Consider the following 26,380-nt stretch of genomic DNA (forward strand, 5'->3'; position numbering starts at 1 on the left):
CCCAGCCATTGGATGGCCTCGTGCCCGCGCCTCCCGCGGAGCCAGCCGGGTACGACGCCGTGGTCCTCCTCGGCTTCGGAGGCCCCGAGGGCCAGGACGACGTCATCCCGTTCCTACGGAACGTCACCCGGGGCCGCGGAGTTCCGGAGGCACGCCTCGAAACCGTGGCCGCCCACTACCGCTCCTCGGGTGGTGTGAGCCCGGTCAACGCCCAAAACCGGGCGCTCCGTGACGCGCTCCAGACCGAACTGGCCGCCCGAGACACCTTCGTGCCGGTGTACTGGGGGAACCGCAATTGGGCTCCGTACCTGCGAGACGCCGTGACTGCGGCCGTCGACGCCGGCCACACCCGATTGCTCGCGCTCACGACGAGCGCGTACAGCTCCTACTCGAGCTGCCGGCAGTACCGGGAAGACCTGGCCGAGGCGCGGTGCGCCACCGGGCTCGGCGACGCCGTGCGCATCGACGCGGTTCGCCCCTACTTCGACCATCCCGGCTTCGTCGCCCCGTTCGTGCTCGGCGTCTGCTCCGCCCTCGCCGACTTCGCGCGGCAGGGCCTGGCCCCGGATGACGTTCACGTGCTCTTCACAACCCACTCCATCCCGATGGCGGATGCCGAGCAGAGTGGCCCACGCGAGCGATCCTTCGGTGCCGGCGGGGCCTACGAGGCGCAGCACCGGGCCGTCGCGGAGGTGGTGATGGCCGCCGTTTCAGCGGCGGCGGACGACGACACAGTGGCCGACGCCACCCCGGCCTGGTCTCTGGCATTCCAGTCGCGGTCGGGGCCGCCCGAAATGCCTTGGCTCGAACCTGACGTCAACGACGTCATCGTCGTGCTCGCCGCGGCCGGCACGCGGGCCGTCGTCGTGGTGCCGATCGGATTCATCTCCGACCACATGGAGGTCTCCTGGGACCTCGACACGGAGGCGGCGGCCACTGCCGCCGCGCACGACCTGGGGTTTACCCGGGTGTCGACCCCCGGCCTGCACCCGGCGTTCGTGGCGGGGCTCGTCGACCTGTTGCTTGAGCGACTGACGCCGGCAACGACCCCGGAACGCTGCGCGCTCACCGCGCTCGGACCATGGACGGATGTGTGCCCGGTGGGATGCTGCGAAAAGGGGCCGGCCCGGAGGCCGGGGACGGAACCCTCATCCCCAGCAGGAAATCCCGCGGCCCAGGGAGGTCCTTCATCGGGGGAGGCGCACCGCTGACGCCCGCGCAACTGGCCGAGCGGATGGCCGCCATCCGCGGGTGACCCCGGCCTCCCACCGATTGGGTACGCTCGGCGATAGGGCTCAAGAAGGCTAACGAAGGACCAACCGTGACCCACCCGTATCCGTTGTATGTGGCCATCCGGGCGCAGTGCTTCTGCTGCCAGTCGCTGCAGCCGTTCACGTTCACCTCGGCGACCGACCAGGTGGTCTGCGCATCCTGCCTGCACCACCTGGGGGCGGAAAAGGCCACCCGCCGGGACGCGGAGCACATCAAGCTGTGGGTCGGGCAATACGCCGACCAGCAGGAGAACCACCGGCAGTTCGCCGAGAAGTCGGCGGGGGCGGATGCCGAGCAGCAGGCGGTGATCGACGGGCTCACGGCCCAGGTGGTGGAGCTGCGCGGCGTCGTGGCCGGCGAGTCCGACCGCACGAAGAGCGCCGGGGTGCGCGCGCTCCTCGAGAGTGACCTGGTGCGGCGCGCCGAGCGGAAGACCGAGCTCGCGCACCGTCAGCTCGACTGGGCTATGGCCGTGCTCTGGCGGATCGGGCAGCTGCACCACGCCGTGGAGGGCATGCCGCTGGCCTGCGTCTGCGGGCGCGCCGCCGCGGCTTGCGCGGAAGGTCGGGCGATCGATCCGCAGCGGCAGGCCGTGCTCGACTGGGAGCGGAAGAACCTCGTGCTGCTGCGCGCCGGCTCCCGGCACGCCCTGCCCGACGACCACCCCGAGGTGCGGGCCTCGAGACGACAGCCGTGAGAGGTGCGGGCCGCCAACCCCTCAAACGTGTCGGTGCACCGGCGAGCGGACGGCGGGGGCCTACGCTGGAAAAATGGAACCCCTCAACACCCTGCACATTGTCTCCGGCGTCTTCATCGTCGGGCCCATGGCCATCCTCCCCATGACCGCCATGCGCTCCATGCGTGCCGGGGAAGCCGGCCAGGTGGCCTCACTGGCGAAGTCCACCAATCTCTTCACTCTGCTGTCGCTGCTGGTGGTGTTCCTCGGTTTCGGCGCGGCGGGCTTCAGGGACAACGCCTCCCTCGCGTCGACCTGGATCTGGCTGTCGATCGTGCTCTACGCGGTGGCCCTCGTACTCAGCCTGTTCCTGGTGGTTCCGACCATGAAGTCGGTCTCGGAGCTCCTCGCCGAGCAGTCCGCCAGCGGTACCCGGGTCGCCGGCGCCAAGGTCGCCGGTTACTCGCGCGTGGCCATGGGCTCGGGCATCGTCTCGCTGCTCCTGGTGGTCGTGGTCGTGCTGATGGTGGTCAAGCCGGTCTAGCCGTTCACAGTCTCGCCGGGCTAGTCCAGGTCGCCCACCGAGACCAGGCCGTCGTGACGGCGGCCATCGAAGATGATCGTCGGGATCTTCACGGTGTGGATGCTCTCCTCGACCAGCCGCGTGTTCGCGGCGATGATGTCCGCGACCTCGTCGGAGGCGGCGACGGATGCCACGTCGGCGACCTGTTCCTGGCTCAGGCCGAATTCGGCCGACCAGTCCTGCAGCAGCGCGGTGGCGACAGCCGGCTCGGCGCCGTTGATCACGCTCTGCCAGGAAACGCCCTTGTCATCGACTTCCGTGTAGATCCGGCGCAGGATCTCCCAGTCGACCGGCGTGGCGGCGTCGGCGAGAGGGTTCAGCCGCAGCGCCTCGAGGTACTGGGTGACGAGCAGCGAGTTCTGGAACTTGTAGCCGTCGGCGGCGGCGATCGGGTAGGCGATGTAGGTGAGGTTCATCCGGTCGTCGAACCCGGCCTCCTCGATGTTGTTGAACAGCTGCAGGCAGTAGGTGCAGCCGGGGTCGATGACCTCGAGCGCGGTTTCCTTCTTCGCGTCGTAGACGCCCAGGTAGCTGGCGTTGGCGGGCAGGTATTCCTCGGCCTCCCAGTTCTGCATGCGGGAGGGGATCGCCGAGAACGTCTCGCCGAGGCTGGCGAAGTCGTTGCCGAAGGCGCCGATCACGTCGCCGGAGAGCAGGGACTCGCCGAAGGTGGGCGTCTGGTCGGGGATCGAGCAGGCCTCGGCGCCCAGGCTGCAGGATGCGGAATCCTGCTTGTTGCAGGTGCCGTAGACGTACAGGTTCACACCGCTCTTGACGACGACGTATGCGCTCCAGACGGTGGTGAGCACCACGAGCAGCGCGACCACCTCGAGGGCGACGGATGCCGGGCCGACGAGCTTCGGACGGCGCACCGCCAGCGGCGCGAGCAGGTGGTCCTTGATGTCCTGCTTGAAGGTGGTGTCGCAGGGGCGGAACGTGACACGGCGGAGGGTGCAGTTCCACGCCCTGCCTAGGTAGCGGCGGTATCGTGCCGACACGGCCCCCATGAGAACGAGAACGATGAATGCGGCAATGCAGAACACTTAGGAGAGGCCTTTCATCAGGCGCGCGAGGGCCTGTGCGGCCTGATCGACATCGGCCGTGGTTGAGTGCAGTCCGAGCGAGAAGCGCAGCAGCGGCGGCAGCCCGAGCTGGTCTTTCAGGTAGTGGTGGGCGCAGAAGTAGCCGCTGCGCACCATGATGTGGGAGTGGGAGAGGAACACTGCGAGCCGGTGCGAATCCTGTTTCGGGGCGTAGGCGCTGATCACCGGGCTGGCCGCGGTGTTGACCAGAGTGAGGCCGGGGATGTCGCCGAGACCCTCGAAGAGACGCTGCGAGAGACCCTGAAGGTGCTCGGCCGCGGGCCGGCCGCCGGGGCGCACCTGTCCCAGCCACTCGATCGCACGGCGCAGGGCGATGATCTCGCCCCAGGCCTGCAGCCCGGGTTCGAGCAGGGCGCCCGGGTCGTTGGCGAGAAGGTCGTAGGAGTCTTCGCGGACATCCGCCACCATGCCGCCGCCCACGAAGGTGAGCTCGAGGGAACTGAGCAGCTCGTGGGTGGCGACGACCACGCCGAGGCTGGCGCCGTACATCTTGTGGGCGGAGAAGCAGAGCGCGTCGGCCTCGGTTTTGGCCAGCAGGGTTCGTTCGTGCGCCATGGCCTGGGCGGCGTCGAGAATGACGATGCCGCCGCGGGCGTGGGTGTCGCGCACCAGGTCGGTGAGGTTGGTAAGCAGACGCCCGTCGATGTTGGAGGCCACGTTGACGACCACGATCGCGCGTTCGAGCTGGGCCGGCCGGTAGACCAGGGCGCCGTCGGGGGCGCGGTCGAGCACCAGGCGGGGCACCCCCAGTCGGGTCGCCGCCGTCATGGTGGGCAGGAAGACCGAATTGTGCTCGATGTGGCTCGTGACCATCTGCCCGAACCGGCCCTGCGGCAGCTGATGCAGCAGCAGGTTCAGCCCGAAGGTCGTGTTGAGGGTGAAGGAGACCGCGTGACCCCGGCCGGAGAGGCCGAGCAGCTCGAGCACGGCCCGGCGGGCGTCCTGCACCTCCCGGTCGACGCGGGTGCCCCAGGCGTATTTCACGCGCCCGCCGCAGGCGTTGTACTCCGTGTAGTACTCGGTCAGGGCGTCGAGGACCGGCTGCGGCCGGAGGCTCTGACAGGCGGAGTCGAGGTAGACCGCGCCGGGTTCGAGGTAAGCGAAATCGGCGAGACGGCCGGTTTCGACCGCAACCGGTGGCGTGCGCCGGAACAACCCAGTGTGCTTCATGTCCTTCAATTCTTTCCGGCTCATTCTAGGCGAGCAGCGGGTTCTGCCCGGCGCGGCTGGGAACCGGCTGGGAGCGTGGTGGTCATAGCTTCATCCGTCGCACCGGGCTAGGCCTGGGCCGCAACGAGCACGGTCCAGGTGAGACCGAAGTCGTCGCTCGCGACGACCCCGCGTCGGTCGGCGGCGAGGAGCCAGGGCACGCTCCCGCCGACGAAGCCGAAGGCCTCCGGGCTGCCGTCGGTCTGTCCTCCGCGGGTCCAGGTTCCGCTTCCGGCCTCCTCGTGCCAGAGCACGCCCTCCGGGTCGATGCCGACGACACCGCCGCCGGCCGCGGCATCCTGAACGTCGATCAGGTACAGCATCGGTGCGCCGGGGACCAGCGCGAACGTGCGCCCGGCATCCTTGCTCACGGCGAGGCCGTTCTCGGTGGTCGCGAAGACCCGGTTGGGGGTCGCCGGGTCGGCGGCGAGGTCGCGCAGCGCCACCGCGGCTCCGGGCGACCAGGTGGCCCCATCGTCGTCGCTGATGCTGACCCTGCCGGCGGCGGCGTCGTAGCCGTAGACGCGCAAGGCTCCCGGCGGCAGGGTCACCGCGTCGAGGTCGTGGAAGTCGGTCTTGCCGGCGAGAGAGACGTTCGACCACGTGGCTGCCGCATCCACGCTGCTGATCAGTCCCACGTTGGGGCCCACCAACGTGGACTCGTCGGAGCCCGGATGCCCGGAGGCCAGCAGCAGGCCCGGCGCTGCCACCGTGAAGCCCATGGCGTCGAAGGCCGGGCCATCGCTCAGGGTGGGCTGGGTGAGCCCGGCCTCCGGCGCGCCGGCCAGGTAGCTGTCGGGCAGCAGGTCGGTCGGGACCTGCCACACGCCCTGGTGCGTGCCGGCGTAGGTCTTGCCGGTGGACGGGTCGGCGCCGAGGCCGTGAATGTGTTCAAAAGCCGCCGTGGTGGGGGCGGACGTGCCGGTTGGCGGAGCAGCCGGAGTGGGCGCGCAACCGGCCAGCGCGGCCGCGAGGCCGACGGTGATCAGGGCGGCGCCGCCGAGGCGGAGGGTTCTGCTGGACGTCGTCATGGGTCAGTACGCGGCGAGGAGGTCGGTCATGACGGCGATTTCGGCGGATTGCGACGCGACGATGGTGGCCGAGAGGGTCTGGGCGTCGGCGTTGCTGCCCTCGTCGATGTGCGTCTGCGCCATGGCGATTGCGCCCTCGTGGTGCGCGATCATCATCTTGAGGAACACCCGGTCGGCGTCTGCGCCCGAGGCGTTGCCGAGCGTCATCATGTCGGCCTCGCTCATCATGCCGTCGGTGCCGTGGTTCATGTCGGACATGCCGCCCGTTTCGGCGCCCCACTCGCCCAGCCAATCGGTCAGCTGGGTGATCTCGGGCTCCTGCGCGGCCTTGATCTTGGTCGCCAGGGCGACGACGCGCGGGTCGGTGCCGTGCTTGGCGAGGAAGTCGTCGCTCATCGCGACGGCCTGCTCGTGGTGGGGGATCATCATCTGGGCGAAGTCGACATCCGCGGCGTTGGCGTTGGCGGACGCGGTGGCGGTGGGTCCGTCGGCGGCCGGGGCGTCGGCGGCCGGGGTCGGGTCGCCGCAGGCGGTAAGGGTGAGCGCCGTGGTGAGCGCGGCGGCGGCGATCAGCGAGGTGCGGATGGTGCGGAGCATTGGTGTTCCATTCGTTGACAAAAGGTTGAGAAACCGGGGGCCGGGGTGCGGCCGGGCCGCGCAGGCCGGTGGGGTGCGCTGGCGAGGGTTTCGGCCTAAATGCGGCTGATGGAGAGCAGGGTGAGGCGGGGCCGATGCAGGTGCAGCGGAATCTCCCAAAAGGAGCCGACGATGAAGCTGCCGGCCTCGAGCAGGCGACGGCAGGCCGACGGGCGCCGTGCCAGCAGAATCAGGCCGACCAGCACAAGCAGCAGGGAACACGTCATCGAGAGGGTGGCCAGACCGGACATCGCGTGGGTGTCGGCGCTGCCGAGTGCGCTGGCGGACAGGGCGACCACGGTCGCGGTCGCGGGCGCGATGCGCTCGAGCAGCGGGCCGGTGAGGGATGCGGGGAGGGATGCAGCGAGGGATGCAGCGAGAGGCGCGGCGGATGATGCGGTGTGCCCGGCCGCGGAGTGTGCGTCGGCGGTCATCGCAGTGGTCATGGTTGTTGACGCTGTTGTTGATGAGGGAGCGGGAGCGGTCGGGGCCGAGGACAGGCCGCCCGGTCCGTGCGCCGGCCCGTGTCCGGTTCCGGCCGTGTGCGCCGCGAGCAGGCAGAGCAGCAGCGCGGCCATCATGAGCAGGGCGGAGTGGAAGACCCGGCGTCCGCCACGGAGCGAGATCGCAGCGCGTGTGTGCAGCTTGCCGCCTCCGTCCGAACTGTGGTCTGGGCTTCCGTCGGCCTGTCGCTCACCGTGGATGCCCCCTCAGGGTATACCGGGCGGATCGGCGTCAGCTGGGAGCAGCCTCGGTCCGGGGCGACACCCGGGCCGGGGCTCACCCCCAGTCGAGCGCGAGCACCCACGACCCGTCGGTGTCGCGGCGCAGGTCGTAGCGGTGTTGTTCCTCGTCGCCGCGCGAGGCATCGAGGCGCCAGAGCTCGGTGTCGATGCGGGACGGCACGCCGCCGGCATTCTCCCACCAGCGGGTGCGGGTGAAGATCGCCTGCGGCTGGCCGATGACGGTGTGTTCGAACCGGTTCCAGATGAACGCCCGCGGGTCGCCGTCGACGGACAGCTCCACGTCGACGACTGCGTCAATGATCTGAGGCATGCGTGGCTCCCTTGATTTTCTCGAACATCTATTCGATTCTGTGAGTGTAGTTCATGCCGCCGACACTCGCCAGACCCGATCAGGAAATTGCTCGCGACCCCGGCACCGAGGACTTGCCCGGTTCTCGCGCGCCCAGGCTCGACGAGCCGGACCGGGGCGTGAGCCCGAGCCGCCGCACGATCTCGGCGGCCTCCTCGGCCGGAGCGCGGCCGGCGTCGATGGAGATCGCGCGCTCGTCGGCGTCAGGCGCCTCGAGTGTGGCCACCTGCGAATCGAGCAGGGAGGTCGGCATGTAGTGGTCGAGGCGCGTCGCAAGCCGGCGCCCGATCAGGTCCGTCGACCCGGTCAGGTGCACAAAGATCACGTTGTGCTCGCGCAGCACGTCGCGGTAACGGCGCTTGAGCGCCGAGCAGGTGATGATTCCCGGCGCCCCCGCCATGGTGTGCTCGATGATCCACGAGGAGACCGTGTCGAGCCAGGGCGCGCGGTCCTCGTCGTTCAAAGGCCGACCGGCAGACATCTTGTCGATGTTCGCCTGGGGATGCAGGTCGTCGCCCTCCTCGAGATCCCAGCCCAGCTGGCCGGCGAGGAGCCCCGCCACGGTGGACTTGCCGGATCCGGAGATGCCCATGATCACGAGCACGGGCTGCTGAGTCTCGAACATGCTAGATCACGATATTCAGCAGGAGGACGCCGGCAAGGCCGACCACGGAGATCAGACATTCCATCACGGTCCAGGTCTTCAGATTCTGCCCGACGGTCGTGCCGAGATACTCCTTGACGAGCCAGAACCCGGCATCGTTGACGTGGGAGAGGAAGAGCGAACCGGCGCCGATGGCGAGAACCATCAGCGAGACATCCGTGCTGCCCAGGCTGGCCGCGACGGGGGCGAGGATGCCGGCGGCCGTCACGGTGGCGACGGTGGCCGACCCGGTAGCGACGCGGATCAGGGCGGCGACGAACCACGCCAGCACGAGCACCGAGACGCTGCTGCCGGCCACGGCGTCGGCGATGACGGTGCCGATGCCGGTGTCGATGAGCACCTGCTTGAACCCGCCGCCCGCACCCACGATGAGCAGGATGCCCGCGATCGGCGGGAGGGAGTCGGAGAGGGACCTGGCGACCCCGGCGCGGTCCATGCCGCCACCGCGACCGAAGACGATCATCGCGTAGATCACAGCGATGCCGAGGGCGATCATCGGCGTGCCGAGGAAGTCGAGCGTGGCGTTGAGAGGCGAGGTGGATCCCGGGTCGATCGCGTCGGCGATCGATCGGGCGAGCATCAGCACGACGGGGAGCAGGATGCCCGAGATGGTGATCAGGAAGCTCGGGCGCCGCATGTTCTCGCCCAGACCCTGATCCTCGTTGGTGAGGAACAGGGCCGGCACAGGCACGGAGACCCAGCGGCTCGCGAACCGGCTGAAGATCGGGCCGGCGATGATGACGGTCGGAATGGCGATGAGCACGCCGATCGCGAGAGTGAGCCCGAGGTTCGCATCGAGAGTGGTCACGGCCACGAGCGGACCGGGGTGCGGCGGCACCAGGCCGTGCATGACGGACAGGCCGGCGAGGGCCGGGATGGCGATGCGGATGAGCGAGAGCCCGCTGCGGCGGGCCACCAGGATGATCACCGGGATGAGCAGCACGAGGCCGACTTCGAAGAACATCGGCAGGCCGATCAGCCCGCCGATCAGGGCCATCGTCCACGGCAGGGTGCGGGCGCTCGAGCGCGTCACCAGCGAGTCGACGATGCGGTCGGCTCCGCCGGAGTCGGCCAGCAGCTTGCCGAACATGGCGCCGAAGCCGACCAGGATGCCGACGCCGGCCATGGTGGCGCCGAAGCCGGCGCTGAAGCTCGTGACGGCGGCGGCGGGAGCGAGGCCGGCCCCGACGCCGACGCCCACGGCGCCGATCGAGAGGGCGAGGAACGGATGCACCTTGAGCCAGGTGATGAGCAGGATGATCACCGCGACGCCGACGAGGGCGGCGAGGATGAGCTGGAGGTCGCTGCCGGCCGGTTCAATCGGAACCACCGGAGCCGCGTAGGGAAGAATCATCTGAATTTCCATTCCGAGGCTGCTTCACTGCGACCTCATCGTCCAATAATCTGATTAATCAGATATTTGAGTGTGGCACACGAATCGCGACTCCGGGACCAACGCCGGTACGATCACGATGGGCGACGTCGCGACGACGCGCGCGGCCAGTCCGCAGGGAGAAGCTGAGATGAACCGTGGGGCGGGCGCAGGAGTGTGGCGTGAGCGAGGGCTTCATGCGCGGGTGGTGAACTCGCTGGGCCAACAGATCGTCGACGGCGGATACCTGACCGGCGACATCCTGAACCTGGACGTGATCAGCGAGGAATTCGCGGTTTCTCGCTCCGTGCTGCGCGAGGCACTGCGGGTGCTGCAGTCGCTGGGTATGGTCGAGCCGCGGCAGCGGGTGGGCACCCAGGTGCTGCCCCGCACCTCCTGGGACCTGATGCACCCGCAGATCATCTACTGGCGCGGACGCGGCACCGACTATCTCACCCAGATGCGCGAGATGCTCGAACTGCGCCTTGGAATCGAGCCTGTGGCCGCCCGACTGAGCGCGCGCCTGATGACCGCCGAGCAGCTGGACGCGGTGCGGGCGGCAGCCGAGGGCATGGTCGCGGCTGATCTTGCCGGCGACGGTCGCGGGTTCCTCGAGGCCGACATCGAGTTCCACTCCCTGATCCTGATCGCCTCCGGCAACAGCGTGATGGGGCACTTCGCCGGCACGGTCGCGGCGCTCCTCCGCACGCGCGAGGAGGAGAAGCGCTTCACCATCACCGAGTACACGCCGCCGTCGGCCCACCGGCACAACCAGCTGGCCGAGGCGCTGTTCGCGCGCGACGAGGATGCCGCGTACCGCTGGTCGTATGCCACGATCGAAGCCACCCTGACCGAGTTCATCCAGGAATCGGGCCGCGCCGAACGGGGCCTCGGGGCCTGAGGCTGCCGGCCTGGCGCAGTGTCCGTTGCCCGGCACCTCGTGCTCAGAGCCGGGCGAGCCGCTCGATGTCCTCCAGGAATTCGCTGGCGACCTGGGCCGACACGGTCGTGCGGGTCGACCGGATCGCGACCAGGTAGTCCTCGGTGCCCGGGCCGCCGGGCGTCGACTCGTCCTCCCCCTCGAACAGTGCGCGTTCCAGCGCCTGCTGGGAGGCGCGCCGGGCGGCGTACTCGATGTCGGCTGGTGAGAACCCGTCGCTTGCGGTGACGAGCGCGCTCAGGTCGACCGTGCTTTTCCTGCCCTCGGGGATGTAGCGCTCCCAGATGGCCTGGCGGGCGGCGACATCCGGAAGCCCGATCGGGATGACGTAGTCGAAGCGTCCGTGCCGGAGAAAGGCGGAATCGAGGGCGCGGATGAAGTTCGTGGCGCAGACCAGGAGCCGGCCGGGCTGCTCGCGGAAGGCGGGAATGATCTTCAGCAGCTCATTGGTGACGCCCTGCAGCGCCGAGGGTGGCTCGCCGCCGCGTTGCGCCGCGATCTCCTCGACCTCGTCGATGAACACGACCGCGTGCTCCAGCTCGGAGATCTTCAGGAAGGTCTCCCGAAGCGCACCGGCAAGGCCCTTGGGGTCAGCCGCGAGCCGCGAGGGGAAGACCTCGACAAAGGGCCATTCCAGCCGCGACGCGATGGCCTTTGCGAAGGTGGTCTTGCCCGTTCCGGGAGGCCCGAAGAGCACGACCGCCTTCGGTGGCACGACGCCGTACTGTTCGGCCATGTCGGGTTTGGCCAGCGGCATGACGAGCCTTCGTTCGAGCAGCTCCTTTTCGGCGCGCATGCCGCCGACGCCCTCCCAGAGATCGCGCGGCAGGATGCGCCCGCCCAGTTCGCTGAGCGATCGCAGCTCCTCGCGCTGCACCGGGATGTGGCGCTCGAAGTAGCGCAGGTGCTGCTTGACCTCGAAGCCCCGCTTCACGAAGGCGTCGACGCGCGTGGCCGATTCGGGCATCAGCGCGGACAGCTTGGTCAACGCGTGCCGGGACATCTTCTTCTCGAGGGCGGCCAGCAGGGCCGTGCCGATGCCGCGGCCCTGGTAGCGCTGCGCGGTGGCGAGGAAGACGACCCAGCCCTGGGCGTGGGCGGCGCGGCCCACGGCGGCCCCGACGACCTCGTCGCCGGCAAGGGCGACCACGGCGTCATCCTTCTGGCAGGAGGCCAGCACCTCGGACAGGCCGTAGACGGGCTCCGTCTTGGCGGCCGTGATCTCTTCCCAGAGGCGAAGGATGCCGTCGAGGTCGTCCGAGTGAAAGTCGCGGATCCGCCAACCAGTCATGAGTGCTCCTTCGCGCCGACACGTACGCCTCCCAATCTATGGCACTTGCGTCGCCGAACTAGCGATCAGCCAAGCGGCGGGCAAGGTAAGGCGCGGTGCGGCTGTGCGGGTGCCGCGCGACGGCATCCGGGGTTCCGGTCGCCACGATCTGGCCGCCCGCATCTCCGCCGGCCGGTCCCAGGTCGATCACCCAGTCGGCGGCGGCCACCACATCGAGGTTGTGCTCGACGACGATCACCGTATTGCCGGCGTCGACGAGGCGGCCCAGCTGGGCCAGGAGAAGGCGGACATCCGCGGGGTGCAGTCCGGTGGTCGGCTCGTCGAGGAGGTACATCGTGTGGCCGCGGCGGGCGCGCTGCAGTTCGGTGGCGAGCTTGATGCGTTGGGCCTCGCCGCCGGAGAGCTCGGTGGCCGGCTGGCCGAGACGCAGGTAGCCGAGCCCGACCTCCCGCAGGGTGGCGAGGCTGCGGGCAGCGGCCGGCACGTCGGCGAGGAAGCCGGCGGCCTCCTCGACGCTCAGGCCGAGCACGTCGGCGATGGACTTGCCCTGATAGGTCACCTGAAGGGTCTCCGGGTTGTAGCGCGAGCCAAGGCAGGTCGGGCAGGGCGTGTAGCTGCCGGGCAAGAAGAGCAGCCCGACGCTCACCGAGCCCTCTCCGAGACAGGTCTCGCAGCGGCCGCCGGGCACGTTGAAGGAAAACCGCCCGGCGCCGTAGCCGCGCTTCCGGGCCTCGTCCGTGGCCGCGAAGGTCGCGCGCACCGCGTCGAAGAGCCCGGTGTAGGTGGCCAGGTTGGAGCGCGGAGTGCGCCCGATCGGCTTCTGGTCCACGCGCACCAGGCGGTCCACGGCCTCCAGGCCGGTGATCCGGTCGACCCGCGCCCGCGGCTCGGGGTCGCCGCGTTCGCCGTCGTCGTCGTCGACGGCGCCTGCGGCTGCCGTCGGATCAGAGGCGACGGCGACGTCGGACTCCGGATGCAGCGCGAGCCGCACGGCATCCGCCAAAACCTGGCTGACCAGGGTGGATTTGCCCGAACCGGACACGCCGGTCACCGCGGTCAGCACACCGAGTGGGAAGCCGGCGTCGACGCCTCGGAGGTTGTGCCGGGTGACACCGTGCAGGCCCAGCCAGCGTTCTGGTGTGCGCAGCGCCGCGGGCTGGGGCGCGTCGGGCTGGGGCGGGGCTGGCGCGGCCGGCTCCGGCGCGGCCGGGAACAGGAACTGCCGGGTAACCGACTCCGACACATCGGCCAAACCTGCGATGGGTCCGCTGTAGAGCACGCCGCCGCCGCCGGCCCCGGCCAGCGGGCCCACGTCGACGACCCAGTCGGCGCGGCGCACGATGTCCATGTTGTGCTCGACGACGAAGACCGAGTTGCCGGATGCCTTCAGCTGCTCCAGCACGAGCAGCAGCGGTTCGGCGTCGGCCGGGTGCAGCCCGGCCGACGGTTCGTCGAGCACGTAGATCACGCCGAACAGGCCCGAGCGCAGCTGGGTGGCGATGCGCAGGCGCTGCATCTCGCCGGGGGAGAGGGTGGGCGTCGCGCGCCCGAGGCTCAGGTAGCCGAGGCCCAGTTCGAGCAGCACCTCGATGCGGGCGAGCAGGTCCCGGGTGAGGGTCACGGCGGCCTCCGTGGGCTCCGCGGCGTGCGGCCTCGCGGTGTGCGGCTCCGCGGAATCAGGCGCGGCGGTGCGCTCGGCGCCGCTCGCCCGGAGCGTCGGGCGAAGCAGCTCGGCGAGCACGGTCAGCGGCAGCAGGTTGAGCTGGGCGATCGACCGGCCGGCCACCGTGACCGCCAGGGCCGCGGGCGTGAGACCGCTGCCGTCGCACAGCGGACACGGGCCGGATTCGACGAACCGCAGCGCGCGCTCCCGCTGACTCTGGCTCTTGGAGTCGGCCAGGGTGTGCAGCACGTAGCTCCTCGCGCTCCAGAATCGGCCCTGGTACGGCTTGGCGATGCGGTCGCGCTGCGGGGTGACCTCCACCACGGGCTGTTCCTCAGTGAACAGGATCCAGTCCCGCGCAGAGCGCGGCAGGTCCTGCCAGGCGGTGTCCACGTCGTAGCCAAGGGTGATCAGGATGTCCCGCAGGTTCTTGCCCTGCCAGGCGCCCGGCCAGGCCGCGATGGCGCCGTCACGGATGCTCAGGGCAGGGTCGGGCACGAGGGTCGCCTCGGTCACGGTGTGCGCCGTGCCGAGGCCGTGGCACTGCGGGCAGGCGCCGGCCACGGTGTTGGGGGAGAAGGAGTCGGACTCGAGGCGTGGGGCAGCCGCCGGGTACATGCCGGCCCGGGAATACAGCATGCGCAGCGAGTTGGACAGGGTGGTCAGGGTGCCCACGCTCGAGCGGGAGCTGGGCGCGCCTCGGCGCTGCTGCAGGGCCACGGCCGGCGGCAGCCCCATGATTTCGTCAACCTGCGGGGTGTGGCCCTGCTGGATCAGCCGACGCGCGTAGGGCGCGACGGACTCCAGAAACCGGCGCTGGGCCTCCGCGAAGATGGTGCCGAACGCCAGCGACGACTTTCCGGAGCCGGAGACCCCGGTGAAGGCGACGATGGCGTCCCGGGGAACGTCGACATCAACGTTCCGGAGGTTGTTCTCCCGAGCCCCGCGCACCTGCACGAAGCCCGCGAATGGCGCGTTCCCTAGTGCGGTCGACGGAGCGTTCCGGGTCGAGGCGGCGGTGTCGGCGTCAGGTCGAGGCGGTTGCATCCGCCGACTCTAGCCCGAACGTCTGGGCGGATGCCGGGCTAGAGACAGTGGACCTGAGAGGCGACGCGGTATACTGGTGAATTGCGATCCCGTCCGCTGATGGTGGTGGGCCGGTCTTCATCTCGATGCTCAACCGTGACAGATCCCGATGTTCTACCGTGACAATCTCGATCGCTCTTCTATTGAACCAGGCTCAGCGGCGTGCCGTTCAAACCACGTTTGAGACTGAGAGAACCATTGGCTGATACATCCGGATCCACCGCTACCCACTACGTTTCCCTGCTGCGTTCGGCGTCCCTGAAGAGAGCGTTCCTGTCCCGCCAGTCCCCGCCGAGCGCCGCCCCAATCGGCGAGCGTCGCTGAGTACCCCATGGCCGACCGCACCACTCCCACCGGTTCCGACCAGCAGGTACCTGCCAACCAGGTCTCGATGCCCCGCTGGGCCGAACTCAAGCGCGCTTACGTCGCGCGGCTCTCGAAGAGCGAGCGCGCCGCACTGGCCGCAGCCGCCGAGCATGCGAACGACCCCCCGGAGTGACCCGTCGGTTCCCCTGAGCCGGTGTAGAACCAATTCGACGGAGATTTTGGCGTGAAAGCGCTCTTTCGCAGGATTTAGGTCCGATTCGCGCAAAATCTCCGCCGAATTCGTTCGGGCCGTAAGGGCGCGCCGGTCACGGCAGGCGCAGGTGGTCAACGGGCATCATGACCAGCGGCGCGCGCAATTCCATCAGGTCCCGGGCGTGCTGGTCGAGCCGCTTGTCCTCCGGGGTGATCAGCGTCAGTGGTTCTACCGGCTCGGCGTGCCCGTCCGCGCCGAGTGCGACGAAAATGCTCATGCACTGCGTCGTGAGGTGCAAATCGTGGGGCGTGCGTGGACTGCCCGAGCGCACCCGGATGCTGATGTGCATGCTGCGCTTGCCTGTGTGGATGAGCCGGGCATCCACTTCGACGATGTGCCCGATGTGGATCGGCCGGTAGAAGTGGATGCCGCCCGAGTAGACGGCAACGGCCGCTACGGAGCTCCAGGCCGCCGCCGTAGCGAAGGCGGCCTCATCGATCCAGCGCATCACGGTTCCGCCGTGGGCGTTGCCGCCCCAGTTCGCGTCGGCGGGGTCGGCCAAAAACCGGAACATCGTGCCTGGCGTGGTGCTGTCATCGGTATATTCCTGTGAGCGCATGACAGTCTGGATGCGCTTGCGCGGCTCGAGCCGGGCCGTCGCGTTCTCTTGCAGCTCCCGGTCGACGTCGGAGTGGGGCACCCACAAGGGAACTTCCTGCGGCTTCCCGGCATCGTCGACGGCGACGAAGACGAGGATGCAGTGGGTCGCCGGACTGTATTCCCGGGCGCGGACATCCGTGGTCTCGACCGTGACAAGCACGTGCATGCTCGTGCGTCCGGTGTGGATGATGCGGGCGTGCACCTCGACCAGGTTGCCGGGCTTTATCGGCCGGGTGAAGTGCACATTGCCGACGTAGGCGGTGACCGTGTCGGATGCGCTCCAGCCCACCGCACAGGCGTAAGCGGCCTTGTCAATCCACTCGAGCACGCTGCCAGCGGCCACGGTCGCGCCCGAAGCGGCGACGTCGGCGGGAACGGCCATGAACCGCAGGGTGATGCGGTCGTCGGGCATGCCCGCGTCGAATTGCGACATCGAACGGACAGGTGCGGCGGTCACGGATACTCCAACGAAAGCAGGTCAGGGGCTTCGGTCCAGACTTTCACATCCGGGCAGGCTGCGGGACAAGGCTGCGGGACAGGGCCGCGGGACGGGGCAGCCGGGACGGGGCAGCCGGGGCAGGGGAGTCGGGTGCGGGCCAGACCGTTGCCGGTCAGCCGTGGGTGCGGCGGTGTTCCTCGAGCGCCTCGACGACGAGGTCGTGGTCATCGCGCTGGGCCAGCCCGGAGACGCCGACGACGCCAATGAGCGAGCCCCGTACGCGCAGGGGGAAGGCGCCGCCGTGCGCGGCGTGTGTGTTCGGGTCGAGGTTCGAGTCGGTGCTGAAGTCGCGGGAGTTCGCTCGGAAGCGCATGCCCACGGCGTAGGAGGAGTTGGCGAAGCGCCGCACCACCCGGAACTTGTTCTCGAGCCAGGCGTCATTGTCGGCGCAGGCACCGGGCAGGGCGGCATGGAAGACGCGCTGGTCGCCGAACATGATCGACACCGCGATCGGATGCCGCCGGGCGTTTCCGAGTTCCACGAGCCGCGACCCGACGGCCCAGGCGTCGCCCACGTCGAAGGAGTCGAACTGAATGACACGTTCCTGCTCGAAAAGCAGCGGGAGAAGGTCTGCGGCGTCGTGCGCGTCGGTCATCGCATGCCTTTCGGGTTGAATGATGAACAGGGCAGAGGCGCCCGCAGTCAGTCTTCCACTCCCGCGCTCGCAACGGGAGCCAGTGCTAACGCAAACGAGTCGCCAAATATCGATAAGCGTCGATATACTGGGAGGACCGTCATCACGGACAAGTCGTCCCCTCTGGATGCCGGTCTAGGAGATGGTCACCCATGGCACACATCGAGATTTTCGAACCGGGACTGTGCTGCGGCACAGGCATCTGCGGAGTCGACGTCGACCAGGCGCTGGTCACCTTCTCCGCGGACCTCGATTTCACCCGCGCGAACGGCGGCGACATTGCCCGATTCAACCTGGCCCAGGAGCCCCTCGCCTTCGTGCAGAACGAGGTGGCCCGCCAGTTCCTGCACACCGTCGGCCAGGAGGGCCTGCCCGTCACGCTCGTAGGGGGAGCCACCGTGCTCACCGGCCGCTACCCGACCCGCGCCGAGCTCGCGAGCTGGACCGACGTGGCGGCTGTCGACACCGGCGCGGCCAGTCACCGTGCGGCCGTGCAGCCGGAGGGAACGGTGCGGCTGCTAGCCATGGCCGGGTCCGGTAGCGCCACAGCCACCGAGATCATTGAAAATACCGCGGGCGCCGATGCCGGCTGCTGCGGCAACGGCGGCTGCTGCTAGGGCCGATCATGACGACCCTGCGCTTCCTCGACGACGCCCCACGTTTCCTCTTCTTCACCGGCAAGGGCGGGGTCGGCAAGACCTCCATCGCGTGCGCGAGCGCGGTGCGTCTGGCCGAGTCCGGGGCATCCGTGCTGCTGGTCAGCACCGATCCGGCCTCCAATGTGGGCCAGGTCTTCGGGGTGACCATCGGCAACACGGTCACGCCGATCGCGGCGGTGCCCGGCCTGTCGGCCCTCGAGATCGACCCCGAGCAGGCGGCCGCGCAGTACCGCGAACGCATCGTCGGCCCGGTGCGCGGCCTGCTGCCGCCCGCCGAGATGGCCTCGATCGAGGAGCAGCTCTCGGGTGCCTGCACCACCGAGATCGCCTCGTTCAACGAGTTCACCGACCTGCTGACGGATGCCGCGTGGACGGCCGCGTACGACCACATCCTCTTCGACACGGCCCCCACCGGGCACACCATCCGTCTGCTGCAGCTGCCCGGGTCGTGGACCGACTTCCTCACCGAGGGCACGGGCGACGCGTCCTGCCTCGGGCCGCTCTCCGGCCTCGAGAAGCAGCGCGCCGTCTACGCCGACGCCGTGGCCGCCCTCGCCGACCCTGCCCGCACCCGGCTGGTGCTCGTGGCGCGCGCCCAGGGCGGCGCCCTGCGGGAGGCCGCCCGCACCCAGGCAGAACTCGACGCCATCGGCATGCAGCGTCAGCACCTGGTGGTCAACGGCATCCTGCCGGCCGGACCGGCAACGGATTCTGATGCCGATGCGGGCACGCCCGCCGAGGCCGACCCGCTCTTCGACGCCATCCGGGTGCGCGAACAGCAGGCGCTCGCGGCGATGCCCGCGGGGCTGCGCACCGCGCCCACCGACTACGTGGGGCTGAAGAGCACCAACATGGTCGGCTTGGCCGCGCTCCGCAGCCTGTTCGAGCCTGAAGTCGTCCCGACACCGGGCACCGGAATCGCCACGGTCGCTCCGGGGGCCCCGCTCTCGGCTCTCGTCGACGAGATCGAGGCCGGCGGCCACGGCCTGGTGATGCTGATGGGCAAGGGCGGTGTGGGCAAGACCACGCTCGCGGCGGCGATCGCCGTCAGCCTCGCCGAACGCGGGCTGCCCGTGCACCTCACCACGACCGACCCGGCCGCGCACCTCGATGACACCCTGGCTGGCGGGCTGGCGAACCTGACCGTGTCCCGGATCGACCCGGCCGTCGAAATCGCCAACTACTCCGAGCGGGTCATGCGCACGAAGGGCGCTCACCTCGACGCGCAGGACCAAGCTATGCTCCGCGAGGACCTGCGTTCGCCGTGCACGGAGGAGATCGCCGTGTTCCAGGCCTTCTCCCGCGTGAGCCGGGAGGCGAAGGGCACCTTCGTCGTGATGGATACCGCGCCCACGGGCCACACCCTGCTGCTGCTGGATGCGACCGGGTCGTACCACCGCGAGGTCACCCGGCAGCTGGGCGACGGCATCCGTCTGACGACGCCGATGATGCGGCTGCAGGACCCGGAGCAGACGAAAGTGATCCTGGTCACCCTCGCCGAGACCACGCCCGTGCTCGAGGCCGCGGAGCTGCAGGCCGATTTGGAGCGGGCCGGCATCACCCCGTGGGCGTGGATCGTGAACAACTCGATCGCCGCGGCGGCGCCGACCAACCCGCTGCTGCTCGCGCGGGCCCGGAACGAGCTCCCCGAGCTCGAGCACGTGCACGAGAAGCGCGCCCCGCGGCTCGCGGTGGTGCCGTTGCTGGCGGAGGAGCCGGTGGGCATTCCGGCGCTGCTCGCGCTCGCCGCGGGGCGGCAGCCCGCGCCGGCATCCGTTCGCTAGCTGGCCGGTCGGCCAGCGAGGGGGTCGGCCGGTGTTCCAGCCCCTACGTCTGTCGAGTCTGAGGCCCCGAAGTACCTGCGTCCCGAACGAATTCGACGGAGATTCTGGCCAAATCGGGTTCAAATAGTTGGAAAGAGCGCTCTCAGCACAAAATCTCCGTCGAATTGGTTCGACACCGAGGGCGGGATGCCAGCTGTGCGGAAAGCGTCCACGCGGTGCGGTCGACTCGCACCTGCCGCAGTGAAATAACCAATTGTCAGGACTGACCCGGTTAGCGCACGACCGGCCGGGCCGTGGTGCCGCGCACGGCAGACCAGACGACGATGACGCCCGCGAGCACCATGGTGACCAGCCCGAGCCCGGAGTAGCCGATCGCGCTCAGGATCAGGCCGGCCAGGGCTCCGCCGAGGGCACCGGCCCCGTTCATCGATAGGTCGGAGAAACCCTGCAGGGCGGCGCGGTCGTGCACGCCCACCACCTCGGCGATCAGCGCCGAGCCGGCGACGACGGATGCCGACCAGCCCAGTCCGAGCAGGATCAGCCCCACCGTCATGGCAGTTTGTGACTCCCCGGCCAGCCAGAAGATCGCCAGCGAGACCAGCAACAGGCTCTGGCCGATGAGGATGACGGGCATCCGTCCCAGCCGGTCGGCCAGCCAACCGAAGACGGGCGAGAGCGCGTACATGCCGGCGACGTGGAAACTGATGGTCAGCCCCACCAGCGTCAGGGTGGCGCCGTGGTCGCGCAGGTGCACCGGGGCCATCGACATCAGGGCGACCATGGTGGCGTGGCTGCAGGCGATCACGACCACTGCGAAGCGGGCCTGTGGGTTGACGCGCACGATGGCCAGGCCGCCGCGCCGCGTGCCGCCGACGGGGTCGACCTCGCGTGCGGCGAGGGCGGTGAGCAGCGGGTCGGGGCGGAGTCCGACCGTGTAGACAACGGCCGCGCCGACCGTGGCGATCAGGGAGAAGGCGAAGGCACCGGTCAGAGGGGGCAGGCCGAGGGCCTTTCCCACGGTCTCGCCGGGGCCGAACAGGTTCGGGCCGAGCACGGCGCCGATGGTCGTCGACCAGACCACGATGGACAGGTCGCGCGCCCGGAATTGTGTGCTTGCGAGGTCGGTGGCGGCGAAGCGGGCCTGCAGATTCGTGGCCGATCCGGCGCCGAGGAGCATCAGGGCCAGCAGGAGCAGCGGGAAGATGTCGACCGTGACCGAGGTGATGGCGAGAACAGCGCCGGAGCCGGCGATGAGCGAGCCGGTCGCGAGGGAGCGGCGGCGCCCGCGGCGCTGGGCCAGGCGGGCCAGCGGTACGGCCACGAGGGCGGCGCCGAGGGTGCTCATGGTGGCGGCCATGCCCGACCAGGCGCTGGAGCCGGAGAGCTGCGCGGCCAGCAGGGCGCCGAGGGAGAGCGTCGCGCCCATGCCGATGCCGCCGAGGATCTGGCCTGCGATGAGCACCCGCACGACCGTGCGCTGCAGCGGCGTGTGGTCGGCGGGCGCGGGCGCGGGGCGGGCGTCCGGGGTCACGGGCGCGGGCGCATCCGGATTGGTGGACATCGGACTCCCTTGTGGCATGTGCGCTGGGGTTTCAGCATACCCCAGGGGGTAATTAGACTTCGACGACGAGCAGGGTGTCGAGGGCGAACGTGACGGCGCCGCCGTCGCCGGGGGCCTCCGGGTCGGTGGCGAGGTCGCGGCGGATGGTCTCGCAGCGCACGACCCGGGAGGCACCCGGGCTTGCGGGGTCGATGCAGGAACGCAGCAGCTCGGGCGAGTAGAGGATGGCCGGATCGCCCGGTCCGGGAGCCCCGGTCGCGAGGTTGGTCTGGTCGTGCCCGAGCGCGACCAGGTGCCCGCCGGGGGAGAGCCACCCGGCGGCGCGGGCCAGCACGGCGCGCAAGGCGGGCTCGGGCAGGTGCAGGTACATCACGGTGACCAGGTCGAAGCTTTCGCCTGACGGATCCCAGGTCGTGGCGTCGCCGACCTGCCAGTCCACCGACACGCCTGCCTCGGCGGCGTGCGCTTCGGCCAGGCCGACGGCTTCGGCGGAGAAGTCGACCGCCGTGACCGTCCAGCCGTGGCCGGCCAGCCAGATCGCGTTGCGACCGTCGCCGGTGGCCAGATCCAGCGCACGCCCCGGCGGGAACGGGCTCACGGTGTCCTGCACGATCTGTGCCGGCAGAGCCGACCACAGACGTCCGGCCTGGCCGGCCTGTGCCTCACGGGCGAGGCGGTAGCGGGTGTCCCATTCGGTGGCGTCCATGGCGTGTCCTCTCGGCGGGCATCCGTCGGTGTGAACGGATGCTGCGCGATGGCCAGTTTCGCACGGAAGCGGCGGCTCAGCGGGAGAGCGCTGCCAGCTCGGCCCGGGTGGAAGCACCCACCTTGCGCAGCAGGTTGGCGACGTGGAACTTGACCGTGTTCTCGCTGATCGAGAGCGTCTCGGCGATCGCCCGGTTGCGGGCGCCGGAGGCGACCAGCTCGAGCACGCCCTTCTCGCGCGGGCTCAGACCCCACGCGGTGGCGGCCGTGAGCGGTGCGAGCGGCACGTCGAGGGGGAGGGTGACGGTCATTTCGGACCCCCAGCCGGTCGTCGCCTCCAGCCGCAGCGAGCCGTTCAGTGCGGCCACCCGGCTCGTCAACCGGCTGACGCTCGGGCTGTCCGGGGTGAGGTCGCCGGAGCCGTCGTCGCGGATGTGGATCAAAAGGTTGCTGCCGTCGCAGTCCCAGTGCACGCGCACGCGGGCCACCCCGGCCTGCTCGACCAGAGCCAGGACCGCGCCGCGCACGATGGCCCGGGCGGCGTGGGCCACCTCGCCGGGCAGGGCCCGGCCGTTCACGGGCGGCTCGATGAACTGCACGTCGAGGTCGCCGAAGCGCACGAGCGGGCGCAGGTCGTCGCGCAGGCGTTCGAAGGCCCGAGCAACGGGCTCCTCGGTGAGGGACCGGTCGAGGTCGGAGACGGCGCGCAGCGCCACCATCGCCGTCGCGGCCAGGTCGATCGCGGTTTGCCGGGCCGAGGCGTCGCTCGTGTTCCGGGAGCGGAGCACGGCGAGCAGGGACTCGAGCGTGGTCGCCTGCGTGTCGGTCAGGTCGGCGACGACCCGGGCGCGCTCGGCGGCGGCCGAGCGGGAGTCGAACGGCTCGATCGAGGGGGCTGGGCGCTGACTATTCACCTCAGCATCCTACCGGAGGCGCGTTCAGCCATCCGTTCGAGTAGGTGCACCGCCCGTTCGGTGGGCCTCCTGCCCGCCCGAAAGAGTGGAGCATAAGGGGATGCCTTCTTGCACCGACACCCCCGTGACACTGACCGTGACCGAATCGCTCGCCGCCATCGCGGCCGAGAATGCCGGGATCGTGCGCCAGCTCCTGACGACGGCGACCACGAACAGCGCGAACACCACGAACAGCGCGAACAGCACTGACGACACGGCCGACCTCCCGACCCTCGACCAGGCTGCGGCCGCCCTGCGGGGAGCCCGGCGCGTGTTCGTTCTCGGCGCGGGCCGGTCCGGCCTGGCCCTGCGCATGACCGCGATGCGGCTGATGCACCTCGGGCTCGACGTGCACGTGGTCGGCGAGGTCACCACCCCGGCGATCGCGGCCGGCGACGTGCTGCTGGTAGCGAGCGGGTCCGGCGCGACGGCCGCCGTCGTGCGCGCGGCCGAGACCGCCGCGGCATCCGGTGCCCGGGTAATCGCGATCACCACCGCTCCGGACTCCCCGCTCGCCGCGCTGGCCGCGGTGACCGTGGTCGTGCCGGCCGCCCAGAAGCAGGACCACGACGAACTCCGGTCGCTGCAGTACTCGGGCGCGCTCTTTGAACAGACCGTCGTCGTGCTCGGCGACGCGATCTTCCACAGCCTGTGGAAGGCATCCGGGGCCACGGCCGACGATCTGTGGCCGCGGCACGCCAACCTCGAATAACGCTTTTCACTCACTCAGACCTATCAGACCTCACCAGACGTCACCAGAACCGGAAAGAAGACCATCATGAAGCTTCAAGTCGCCATGGACGTACTCACCACGGATGCGGCCCTCGAGCTGGCCGCGAAAGTTGCACCCTACGTGGACATCATCGAGCTCGGCACCCCGCTGATCAAGGCGGAGGGCCTGCGTGCCGTGACCGCCATCAAGGCCGCTCACCCCGACAAGACGGTCTTCGCCGACCTCAAAACGATGGATGCCGGTGAGCTCGAGGCCGACCTGGCGTTCACCGCCGGCGCCGACCTGGTGACCGTGCTCGGCACGGCCGGGGACAGTACCATCGTCGGGGCCGTCGCCGCAGCCACGAAGCATGGCAAAGGCGTCGTCGTCGACCTGATCGGCGTCGCCGACAAGGTGACGCGGGCCCGCGAAGTGACAAAGCTCGGCGCCGTCTTCGTCGAGATGCACGCCGGCCTTGACGAGCAGGCGGAGCCCGGCTTCTCGCTCTCGACTTTGCTCAACCAGGGTGAGACCGCCCGGGTTCCGTTCTCCCTGGCCGGCGGTGTGAGCGTCGCCACCATTGCCTCCGTGCAGCGTGCCGGGGCCCGGGTCGCCGTCGCCGGCGGCGCCATCTACGGCGCGGAGGACCCGGCCGCCGCGGCGGCCGCCCTGCGCGCCGCCATCATCTAGCCACCCCGGAGTCCACCCCGGAGTTGGCGCGGGAGTCCGCGTGGATACGGAAAAAGCACCCTCGTTTCGAGACGAGGGTGCTTTCTCGTGGGGGCAGGGAGGGGGGTGTCAGCCGAGTAGCATCTTGCCGAGCGTGTCAGCGGAGTAGACGGTCGCGGTCGCCTCGGCGGCCTCGTACGGGGAGCCGTAGCCCCACTCCACGAGGATGGCCGGCACGCCGTGGGCGGCCGCACCTTCCGCGTCGTAGCGGCGGTCACCGACCATGACGGGCTTGCTGAGGTCGGCACCGGCGGCGGCGAGGCGCTCGAGGGCCTCCGCCACGACGTCGGCCTTGGAACTGCGCGTCTCGGTGTCGGTGGAGCCCACGATGGCGGTGAAGTACTGTGCCAGGTCGAAGTGCTCGAGCACCGCGATCGCATTGTGCTGGGTTTTGCTGGTGGCCACGGCCATCGGGATCTTTGCCGCGTGGATGCGCTCGAGGAGTCCGGCGACGCCCGGAAAGATGGCGGTGTCCAGCAGGTGCTTGCCCTGGTCGTCGGCGCGGTAGACGGCGACAGCCTCGGCGGCCTCCTCCGGTGTCATTCCGGCGTACTCGCGGAAAGCGGCCAGCAGAGGCGGCCCCACGTAGGCCAGTAGTTTCGCGTCGGCGGGAACCGGGCGGCCCAGCACGGCGAAGGTGCGGGCGAGGGCATTGGTGATGGCCGGGGCGGAATCGGTGATCGTTCCGTCAAGGTCAAATATGATGGCACTCCACGTGCGGGTCAATGTCGAAATCACAGGCTAATACTAGGGGTCGGGAGTCGATCCATCGCATGAATTTAAAGAAAAATAGGAGTAATACGCTTTCGCGCGGGCCGCCAGCCCCTAAAAGAGTTTCGATTGTGTGTCGTCGAGTCCGCGCATGGCGTCGTAGTCGAGAACGAGGCAACGGATGCCCCGGTCCTCGGCCAGGGTGCGCGCCTGCGGCTTGATGATCTGTGCGGCGAAAACCCCGATCACCGGCGCAAGATGCGGGTCGCGGTTCATGAGTTCGAGGTAGCGCGTGAGCTGTTCGACCCCGTCGATGTCGCCGCGCCGCTTCAGCTCCACGGCGACGGATCCGCCCGTGGAGTCGCGCGCCAGGATGTCGACCGGGCCGATCGCCGTCATGTACTCCCGGCGCACCAGGATATGGCCGTCGCCGAGCAGGTGGATGTGCTCGGCCAGCAGCTTCTGCAGGTGGGCCTCGACGCCGTCCTTGATCAGCCCGGGGTCGATGCCGAGCTCGTGGGCGGAGTCGTGCAGCACCTCGTAGATGCTGACGATGAGCTGATCGGCGGTCTTGGCGTGGGTGACCGTCCAGACGGCCGTGACGCCGGCCTCCGTCTGGTCGTCATCGGGCCAGGACAGCGCCAGGCTGCACGGCGGGCTCATCCAGTTGAGCGGCTTGTACGAGCCGCCGTCGGAGTGCACGAGCACGCTGCCGTCCGACTTGATCATGAGCAGGCGGGTGGCCAGCGGCAGATGCGCGCTCAGTCTCCCGGCGTAGTCGACGGAACATTTCGCAATCACAAGGCGCACGGTTCGAGCCTAACCGCGCCGCGGCATACGTTCGCCCACCCTCGACGAACCTCCCGCGCCCCGGGTCCGAACCAATTCGACGGAGATTTTGCCGTTTCGGCTTGAAACAGCCCCAAAACCGGCCTCTAGCGCCAAAATCTCCGTCGAATTCGTTAGGCGGCGGGGGCGTTGGTGCGCTCGCGCGCGGCGGGGGCGGCCAGGCCCGCCAGAACCATCAGCGCCAGGATCAGGAACAGGGCGTTCAGGATGCCCCAGGCCTCGCCGAGCAGGCCGAGCACGGGCGGGCCCACGAGGAACGCGAAATAGCCGATCATGGCGACGGCGCTCACTCGGGCGGCGGCGTTCTGCGTGTCGTCGGCGGCGGCCGACATGCCCACCGGGAAGCCGAGCGACGCGCCGAGACCCCAGAGCACCGTGCCGGTGTAGAGCAGCCCCTCGTTCGGCGCGAGGATGAACAACACCAGGCCCAGGATGCCCAGCGCGGCGCAGGCGCGCAGCACCGGTACCCGCCCGAACCGGTCCAGGATCGGCCCGCCGAACACTCGGCCGACGGTCATCGCCGTCACGAAGACGCCGAAGATGATGGCGCCCTCCGTGTTGCTCAGCCCGTGCCCGTCGACGGCGGCCAGGGCCAGCCAGTCGTTGGCCGAGCCCTCGGCGAAGGTCATGCCCAGCACGATCGTGCCGATCAGGAGGATCCTCGTGTCACCCCACGCGGACAGGCCGACGCGCAGGCGCTCCCGCCACGGCGGCGCAGGGCGCGGCCCGGCCTCCGCCGTTCCCGGCGCGACGCCCGGCTCCGCGCCCGACGCCGACGCCGTC

Annotated in this window: 27 protein-coding genes; 9 read left to right on the forward strand and 18 right to left on the reverse strand. The window is 69.7% G+C overall.

Translation table 11 applies throughout. The features are described from left to right. Window positions 1-20 precede the first annotated feature (20 nt). The 3 genes from E3O28_RS09575 to E3O28_RS09585 all read left to right on the forward strand — a co-directional run bounded on the left by E3O28_RS09575 (window position 21) and on the right by E3O28_RS09585 (window position 2,492). Window positions 21-1,211 (forward strand): ferrochelatase, encoded by a 1,191-nt coding sequence (locus E3O28_RS09575; protein WP_241973081.1) that lies wholly within the window; start codon window positions 21-23, stop codon window positions 1,209-1,211. Window positions 1,212-1,321: 110 nt separating this feature from the next. Beyond that, window positions 1,322-1,969 (forward strand): hypothetical protein, encoded by a 648-nt coding sequence (locus E3O28_RS09580; RefSeq protein WP_134342761.1) that lies wholly within the window; start codon window positions 1,322-1,324, stop codon window positions 1,967-1,969. A 73-nt stretch (window positions 1,970-2,042) separates the two neighbouring features. After that, a complete protein-coding gene (locus E3O28_RS09585) occupies window positions 2,043-2,492 on the forward strand; it encodes a DUF2269 family protein (protein ID WP_134342762.1) in 450 nt (149 codons plus the stop codon). Between the two features lie 20 nt (window positions 2,493-2,512). Here E3O28_RS09585 and E3O28_RS09590 read toward each other — a convergent pair whose 3' ends face one another. The 8 genes from E3O28_RS09590 to E3O28_RS09625 all read right to left on the reverse strand — a co-directional run bounded on the left by E3O28_RS09590 (window position 2,513) and on the right by E3O28_RS09625 (window position 9,635). Continuing rightward, window positions 2,513-3,574 (reverse strand): hypothetical protein, encoded by a 1,062-nt coding sequence (locus tag E3O28_RS09590; protein WP_104100594.1) that lies wholly within the window; start codon window positions 3,572-3,574, stop codon window positions 2,513-2,515. Beyond that, window positions 3,575-4,804 (reverse strand): aminotransferase class V-fold PLP-dependent enzyme, encoded by a 1,230-nt coding sequence (locus E3O28_RS09595; RefSeq protein WP_166784788.1) that lies wholly within the window; start codon window positions 4,802-4,804, stop codon window positions 3,575-3,577. It lies immediately after the preceding gene. A gap of 107 nt (window positions 4,805-4,911) precedes the next feature. Continuing rightward, entirely contained in the window at window positions 4,912-5,874 is a 963-nt protein-coding gene (locus E3O28_RS09600) for a F510_1955 family glycosylhydrolase (protein ID WP_134401987.1), read from the reverse strand. Between the two features lie 3 nt (window positions 5,875-5,877). Next, on the reverse strand, window positions 5,878-6,471 hold the full coding sequence (locus tag E3O28_RS09605; protein WP_134415768.1) for a DUF305 domain-containing protein: 594 nt from the start codon (window positions 6,469-6,471) through the stop codon (window positions 5,878-5,880). Window positions 6,472-6,566: 95 nt separating this feature from the next. Continuing rightward, window positions 6,567-7,091 carry a hypothetical protein gene (locus tag E3O28_RS09610; RefSeq protein WP_134415770.1) on the reverse strand — a complete coding sequence of 175 codons (525 nt, stop codon included), beginning with the start codon at window positions 7,089-7,091 and terminating at the stop codon, window positions 6,567-6,569. 199 nt (window positions 7,092-7,290) lie between these two features. Then, complete coding sequence (locus E3O28_RS09615) at window positions 7,291-7,566, reverse strand: hypothetical protein (protein ID WP_104100589.1); 276 nt, start codon at window positions 7,564-7,566, stop codon at window positions 7,291-7,293. Window positions 7,567-7,645: 79 nt separating this feature from the next. Further along, window positions 7,646-8,230 (reverse strand): gluconokinase, encoded by a 585-nt coding sequence (locus E3O28_RS09620; RefSeq protein WP_104100588.1) that lies wholly within the window; start codon window positions 8,228-8,230, stop codon window positions 7,646-7,648. Window position 8,231: 1 nt separating this feature from the next. Continuing rightward, on the reverse strand, window positions 8,232-9,635 hold the full coding sequence (locus E3O28_RS09625; RefSeq protein WP_241973082.1) for a gluconate:H+ symporter: 1,404 nt from the start codon (window positions 9,633-9,635) through the stop codon (window positions 8,232-8,234). Window positions 9,636-9,846: 211 nt separating this feature from the next. Between E3O28_RS09625 and E3O28_RS09630 the strand changes: the two genes are divergently transcribed. Next, a complete protein-coding gene (locus E3O28_RS09630; RefSeq protein WP_158250247.1) occupies window positions 9,847-10,542 on the forward strand; it encodes an FCD domain-containing protein in 696 nt (231 codons plus the stop codon). A 43-nt stretch (window positions 10,543-10,585) separates the two neighbouring features. Here the strand turns inward: E3O28_RS09630 and E3O28_RS09635 are convergent, their stop codons facing one another. Beyond that, window positions 10,586-11,872 (reverse strand): GNAT family N-acetyltransferase, encoded by a 1,287-nt coding sequence (locus tag E3O28_RS09635; RefSeq protein ID WP_104100586.1) that lies wholly within the window; start codon window positions 11,870-11,872, stop codon window positions 10,586-10,588. Window positions 11,873-11,930: 58 nt separating this feature from the next. Further along, window positions 11,931-14,582: an excinuclease ABC subunit UvrA gene (locus E3O28_RS09640; protein WP_166784789.1), complete on the reverse strand. Its 2,652-nt coding sequence runs from the start codon at window positions 14,580-14,582 to the stop codon at window positions 11,931-11,933. A 370-nt stretch (window positions 14,583-14,952) separates the two neighbouring features. On the opposite strand from E3O28_RS09640, the gene E3O28_RS16345 reads away from it, so the two are divergent. Then, window positions 14,953-15,120, forward strand: a complete 168-nt coding sequence (locus tag E3O28_RS16345) for a hypothetical protein (RefSeq protein WP_166784790.1) — start codon at window positions 14,953-14,955, stop codon at window positions 15,118-15,120. Between the two features lie 133 nt (window positions 15,121-15,253). Here E3O28_RS16345 and E3O28_RS09645 read toward each other — a convergent pair whose 3' ends face one another. Then, window positions 15,254-16,258, reverse strand: a complete 1,005-nt coding sequence (locus tag E3O28_RS09645) for an acyl-CoA thioesterase (protein WP_241973083.1) — start codon at window positions 16,256-16,258, stop codon at window positions 15,254-15,256. Between the two features lie 154 nt (window positions 16,259-16,412). Continuing rightward, window positions 16,413-16,895, reverse strand: coding sequence for a heme-degrading domain-containing protein (locus tag E3O28_RS09650; protein ID WP_134415772.1), 483 nt, complete (start codon window positions 16,893-16,895; stop codon window positions 16,413-16,415). Between the two features lie 191 nt (window positions 16,896-17,086). Here E3O28_RS09650 and arsD point away from each other — a divergent pair, with 191 nt between their 5' ends. Both arsD and arsA read left to right on the forward strand, forming a co-directional pair. Next, window positions 17,087-17,551 (forward strand): arsenite efflux transporter metallochaperone ArsD, encoded by a 465-nt coding sequence (gene arsD / locus E3O28_RS09655; RefSeq protein WP_134415774.1) that lies wholly within the window; start codon window positions 17,087-17,089, stop codon window positions 17,549-17,551. A gap of 8 nt (window positions 17,552-17,559) precedes the next feature. Continuing rightward, window positions 17,560-19,377, forward strand: coding sequence for an arsenical pump-driving ATPase (gene arsA / locus E3O28_RS09660; RefSeq protein WP_277874708.1), 1,818 nt, complete (start codon window positions 17,560-17,562; stop codon window positions 19,375-19,377). A 271-nt stretch (window positions 19,378-19,648) separates the two neighbouring features. On the opposite strand, the gene E3O28_RS09665 is transcribed toward arsA, so the two are convergent. The 3 genes from E3O28_RS09665 to E3O28_RS09675 all read right to left on the reverse strand — a co-directional run bounded on the left by E3O28_RS09665 (window position 19,649) and on the right by E3O28_RS09675 (window position 22,557). Beyond that, complete coding sequence (locus tag E3O28_RS09665) at window positions 19,649-20,938, reverse strand: MFS transporter (RefSeq protein WP_134400780.1); 1,290 nt, start codon at window positions 20,936-20,938, stop codon at window positions 19,649-19,651. A gap of 52 nt (window positions 20,939-20,990) precedes the next feature. Continuing rightward, window positions 20,991-21,644, reverse strand: a complete 654-nt coding sequence (locus E3O28_RS09670) for a class I SAM-dependent methyltransferase (RefSeq protein ID WP_134415776.1) — start codon at window positions 21,642-21,644, stop codon at window positions 20,991-20,993. 76 nt (window positions 21,645-21,720) lie between these two features. Beyond that, on the reverse strand, window positions 21,721-22,557 hold the full coding sequence (locus tag E3O28_RS09675; protein WP_134415778.1) for a LuxR C-terminal-related transcriptional regulator: 837 nt from the start codon (window positions 22,555-22,557) through the stop codon (window positions 21,721-21,723). 100 nt (window positions 22,558-22,657) lie between these two features. Here E3O28_RS09675 and hxlB point away from each other — a divergent pair, with 100 nt between their 5' ends. Both hxlB and hxlA read left to right on the forward strand, forming a co-directional pair. Then, window positions 22,658-23,308: a 6-phospho-3-hexuloisomerase gene (hxlB, locus tag E3O28_RS09680; RefSeq protein ID WP_134415780.1), complete on the forward strand. Its 651-nt coding sequence runs from the start codon at window positions 22,658-22,660 to the stop codon at window positions 23,306-23,308. Between the two features lie 66 nt (window positions 23,309-23,374). Further along, window positions 23,375-23,998, forward strand: coding sequence for a 3-hexulose-6-phosphate synthase (hxlA, locus tag E3O28_RS09685; protein ID WP_104100578.1), 624 nt, complete (start codon window positions 23,375-23,377; stop codon window positions 23,996-23,998). A gap of 108 nt (window positions 23,999-24,106) precedes the next feature. On the opposite strand, the gene E3O28_RS09690 is transcribed toward hxlA, so the two are convergent. From E3O28_RS09690 to E3O28_RS09700, 3 genes are all read right to left on the reverse strand, one after another. After that, window positions 24,107-24,775, reverse strand: a complete 669-nt coding sequence (locus tag E3O28_RS09690) for an HAD hydrolase-like protein (protein WP_134415782.1) — start codon at window positions 24,773-24,775, stop codon at window positions 24,107-24,109. Window positions 24,776-24,862: 87 nt separating this feature from the next. After that, window positions 24,863-25,558 carry an endonuclease NucS gene (gene nucS / locus E3O28_RS09695; RefSeq protein WP_104100577.1) on the reverse strand — a complete coding sequence of 232 codons (696 nt, stop codon included), beginning with the start codon at window positions 25,556-25,558 and terminating at the stop codon, window positions 24,863-24,865. A gap of 152 nt (window positions 25,559-25,710) precedes the next feature. Next, window positions 25,711-26,380, reverse strand: a 670-nt coding sequence (locus tag E3O28_RS09700) for an MFS transporter (RefSeq protein ID WP_134415784.1), incomplete at its 5' end; no start/stop codon positions are given.

Source organism: Cryobacterium sp. TMT2-14 (assembly GCF_004402465.1).
In the GTDB taxonomy this organism is placed as follows: Bacteria; Actinomycetota; Actinomycetes; order Actinomycetales; family Microbacteriaceae; genus Cryobacterium; species Cryobacterium sandaracinum.

Excerpts from the sequence above, each read along its gene's own strand:
- E3O28_RS09585 (WP_134342762.1), top strand. The coding sequence starts at position 2,043 with ATGGAACCCCTCAACACCCTGCACATTGTCTCCGGCGTCTTCATCGTC.
- E3O28_RS09595 (WP_166784788.1), bottom strand. The coding sequence starts at position 4,804 with ATGAAGCACACTGGGTTGTTCCGGCGCACGCCACCGGTTGCGGTCGAA.
- E3O28_RS09600 (WP_134401987.1), bottom strand. The coding sequence starts at position 5,874 with ATGACGACGTCCAGCAGAACCCTCCGCCTCGGCGGCGCCGCCCTGATC.
- E3O28_RS09605 (WP_134415768.1), bottom strand. The coding sequence starts at position 6,471 with ATGCTCCGCACCATCCGCACCTCGCTGATCGCCGCCGCCGCGCTCACC.
- E3O28_RS09610 (WP_134415770.1), bottom strand. The coding sequence starts at position 7,091 with ATGATGGCCGCGCTGCTGCTCTGCCTGCTCGCGGCGCACACGGCCGGA.
- E3O28_RS09615 (WP_104100589.1), bottom strand. The coding sequence starts at position 7,566 with ATGCCTCAGATCATTGACGCAGTCGTCGACGTGGAGCTGTCCGTCGAC.
- E3O28_RS09620 (WP_104100588.1), bottom strand. The coding sequence starts at position 8,230 with ATGTTCGAGACTCAGCAGCCCGTGCTCGTGATCATGGGCATCTCCGGA.
- E3O28_RS09625 (WP_241973082.1), bottom strand. The coding sequence starts at position 9,635 with ATGGAAATTCAGATGATTCTTCCCTACGCGGCTCCGGTGGTTCCGATT.
- E3O28_RS09635 (WP_104100586.1), bottom strand. The coding sequence starts at position 11,872 with ATGACTGGTTGGCGGATCCGCGACTTTCACTCGGACGACCTCGACGGC.
- E3O28_RS09640 (WP_166784789.1), bottom strand. The coding sequence starts at position 14,582 with ATGCAACCGCCTCGACCTGACGCCGACACCGCCGCCTCGACCCGGAAC.
- E3O28_RS16345 (WP_166784790.1), top strand. The coding sequence starts at position 14,953 with ATGGCCGACCGCACCACTCCCACCGGTTCCGACCAGCAGGTACCTGCC.
- E3O28_RS09650 (WP_134415772.1), bottom strand. The coding sequence starts at position 16,895 with ATGACCGACGCGCACGACGCCGCAGACCTTCTCCCGCTGCTTTTCGAG.
- arsD (WP_134415774.1), top strand. The coding sequence starts at position 17,087 with ATGGCACACATCGAGATTTTCGAACCGGGACTGTGCTGCGGCACAGGC.
- arsA (WP_277874708.1), top strand. The coding sequence starts at position 17,560 with ATGACGACCCTGCGCTTCCTCGACGACGCCCCACGTTTCCTCTTCTTC.
- E3O28_RS09665 (WP_134400780.1), bottom strand. The coding sequence starts at position 20,938 with ATGTCCACCAATCCGGATGCGCCCGCGCCCGTGACCCCGGACGCCCGC.
- E3O28_RS09670 (WP_134415776.1), bottom strand. The coding sequence starts at position 21,644 with ATGGACGCCACCGAATGGGACACCCGCTACCGCCTCGCCCGTGAGGCA.
- hxlB (WP_134415780.1), top strand. The coding sequence starts at position 22,658 with ATGCCTTCTTGCACCGACACCCCCGTGACACTGACCGTGACCGAATCG.
- hxlA (WP_104100578.1), top strand. The coding sequence starts at position 23,375 with ATGAAGCTTCAAGTCGCCATGGACGTACTCACCACGGATGCGGCCCTC.